Consider the following 3,060-nt stretch of genomic DNA (forward strand, 5'->3'; position numbering starts at 1 on the left):
CAGTACGGTCGCCACCATCAGCGGGCGGGCGCGCATCAGGACTTCACCGCCCCGGCCAGCATCCCGCTCGTGATCCGTTTCTGGACGAGCGCGAACAGGACGAGCGAGGGGATGGTCGCGAGGAACGCGGCGGCGGCCAGCGGCCCGAGGTCGGCGACGCCCTCCGCGCCCAGGAAGTGGGTCAGGACGACCGGCAAGGTCTGCTTCTCCGGGGTCTTGAGCAGGACGAGCGCGAAGAAGAACTCGTTCCATGCGGTGACGAAGGCGAACATCGCGGTCGCGGCGATCCCGGGCGCGAGCAGCGGCGCGGTGACCGAGACGAGTATGCGCAATCTGCCCGCGCCGTCGACGGCCGCCGCCTCCTCCAGTTCGCGGGGCACGGCGCGGACATGGGCGACCAGCATCCACAGCGCGAACGGCAGCGACCAGACGACGTACACCAGGACCAGCCCCCACAGGGTGTTGATCATCCGCAGATTCTTCAGGACCAGGAACAGCGGAATGATCACCAGGACGAAGGGGAACGCCTGGCTGATCACCACCCAGCCGGTGGCGGCCGTGGTGATCCGGCTCCGGTGGCGGGCCATGACGTACGCCATGGGGGTGGCGATCACCACGGCGACGAGGGCGGCGGACAGGGCGGCGATCAGACTGTTGGCCGCCGCCTGGAGCAGGGGCTGTTCGTCGAACGCCTGGCGGAAGTTGTCGAGGGTCGGGTCGGCGGGAATCCAGGTGGGGTGGAGCGAGCCGAGTTCCCGGGGCGGTTTGAAGGCGGTGGAGATCAGCCACAGAAAGGGGAAGGCGAGAAAGACGAGGTAGCAGAGGAGGGCGAGGTACTGCCCCGCGCGCCCGGCCCGGCCGGTACGGATCACCGTTCGTCGCCTCCCTTGAGCCGTCCCGCCCGGATGCCGCCGCCGGACAGCCGTCCCGCCCGGGAGTCGCCGCCGGAGAGCCGTGCCACCAGGAAGACGGCGAGCAGCACCGAGATCACCGCGACCATGACGCAGCCCATCGCGGCGGCGTACCCGAACTGGCCGTAGCGGAACGCCTCCTCGTAGGCGAAGAGCATGGGCAGCCGGGTGCGTCCGCCGGGGCCGCCGCCGGTGAGCACGTACACCAGGGCGAAGGCGTTGAAGTTCCAGATGAGATTGAGCGCCGTGATCGCCAGGGCGACGGGTCTGAGCGCGGGCCAGGTGACGGTGCGAAACCGCCGCCAGGCTCCCGCGCCGTCGAGGGCGGCGGCCTCGTGGAGTTCGTCCGGGGTGTTCTGGAGGCCCGCGAGCAGGGCGACCGTGGTCTGGGGCATCCCCGCCCAGATGCCGACGAGGATCACGGCGGGCAGGGCGGTGCCGAGCCCGGACAGCCAGTCGCGTCCGTCGCCGAGGCCGAGGTCGCGGATGGACTCGTTGAGGATGCCCGCGTCGGGGTGGTAGACAAGCCGCCACATGATGCCGACGACCACCTCCGGCATCGCCCAGGGGATGATCGCGAGGGAGCGGGCCAGCCAGCGCAGCCGCAGATTCTGGTTGAGGAGCAGCGCGAGGCCGAGCGCGAGGGCGAACTGCGGGACGGTCACACCGACGGCCCAGAGCAGCCCGATCCCGAAGGAGTCCCAGAACAGGGTGTCGTGGATCAGGTCCCGGAAGTTCAGGGTGCCGATCCACCGGGTGGGCTCGGTCCGTCCGGCCTGGGAGTCGGTGAACGCGAGGGCGATGCCGTACAGCAGCGGTCCGACGCTGAGCAGCAGGATCGGGATGAGGGCCGGGAGGACAAGGAACCAGGCCCCGTGGTCCAGATGCTTTCTGGGTGGTGGGGCCTTGGTCGCCAGCGTCACGGATTCGTCTCCTTTGGGCGTATCCGTACCTGTCTGGCCGTTGTGATGGCCTCCGTCATCGTGCTGACGGACCGTCGGTTCGTCAAGGAGGCTGTCGTACGGATGCGAGACTTTGGCGCATTCGTACAGCTGGGACAGTGGGATACGTACCAGGTGGGATTCGGGGTCCGGTGAGATGCCGGAGCCGGTGAGATGCCGGATCCGGTGGGATTCGGGGTCCGGTGGGATTCGGCCGCCTCGGGATTCGCACGGCCGGTGTTCACCGGGCGGCGTTCACCGGGCTGCGTTTCACCGGGCTGCGTTTCACCGGGCGGTGTTCGGACGGGTGAGAACGGGAGTGGCACGGCGATGGACGAGGCACAGGCACGGGAGGTGCTGTCGGCGGCGGGGCACCGGGCCGATGGGGCACTGCTGGCCCTCGGGGAGAACGCGGTCTTCGCGGCGGGCGATGTGGTCGTCAAGGTCGGCCGGGCCCCGGAACTGCTGGAGCGCGCGGAGCGCGAAGTGGCCATCGGACGGTGGCTGGCGGCGTCGGGCGTACCGGCCGTGCGTCCCGCCGAATCCGGGGCCCGGCTGGTCGGGGGCCATCCGGTGACGGTCTGGCAGCGGCTGCCGGACGCGGTACGGCCCGCGGAACCGGCTGATCTGGCCGGACTGCTGCGGCTGGTGCACGCCCTGCCCGCGCCCGCCTTCCCGCTGCCGGGGCGGGAACTGCTGGGCGGGGTGGAGCGCTGGCTGCGGCTCGCGGGCGATGCGATCGATCCGGCGGACGCGGCGTATCTGCGGGAGCGGCGGGACGGTTTCGCCGAGGCGTCGGCGGCTCTCGTCCCGCGACTGCCGCCGGGGCCGATCCACGGTGACGCGCTGCCGCGCAATGTCCATATCGGCCCCGGCGGGCCGGTCCTGGTCGATCTGGAGACCTTCGCCGCGGATCTGCGCGAGCACGATCTGGTGGTGATGGCGCTGGCGCGGGACCGGTACGGAGTGGCGCCCGAGGCGTACGAGGCGTTCACCAAGGCGTATGGGTGGGATGTGCGGGAGTGGGAGGGATGCCGAGTGCTGCGGGGCGCCCGGGAGACGGCGAGCTGCGCCTGGGTGGCCCAGCACGCGCCGAGCAATCCGAAGGCCCTGGCCGAGTTCGAACGACGGGTGGCGTCGCTGCGGGACGGGGACGAGACCGTGCGCTGGTACCCCTTCTGACCTAGAGCTTCTGGTCCGCCAGGTCC

General features: G+C 70.8%; 3 protein-coding genes. 1 reads left to right on the forward strand and 2 read right to left on the reverse strand.

What is annotated here, in order from left to right:
- Window positions 1-35: 35 nt before the first annotated feature.
- Entirely contained in the window at window positions 36-872 is an 837-nt protein-coding gene (locus ACWF94_RS37545; RefSeq protein ID WP_453499263.1) for a carbohydrate ABC transporter permease, read from the reverse strand.
- Window positions 869-1,834, reverse strand: coding sequence for a carbohydrate ABC transporter permease (locus tag ACWF94_RS37550; protein WP_453499265.1), 966 nt, complete (start codon window positions 1,832-1,834; stop codon window positions 869-871). The genes ACWF94_RS37545 and ACWF94_RS37550 overlap by 4 nt, the downstream gene beginning before the upstream one ends.
- Window positions 1,835-2,182: 348 nt before the next feature.
- On the opposite strand from ACWF94_RS37550, the gene ACWF94_RS37555 reads away from it, so the two are divergent.
- Entirely contained in the window at window positions 2,183-3,034 is an 852-nt protein-coding gene (locus tag ACWF94_RS37555; RefSeq protein WP_453499267.1) for a phosphotransferase enzyme family protein, read from the forward strand.
- The last annotated feature ends 26 nt before the right edge of the window (window positions 3,035-3,060 follow it).

It is taken from the genome of Streptomyces sp. NPDC055078, from assembly GCF_053607985.1.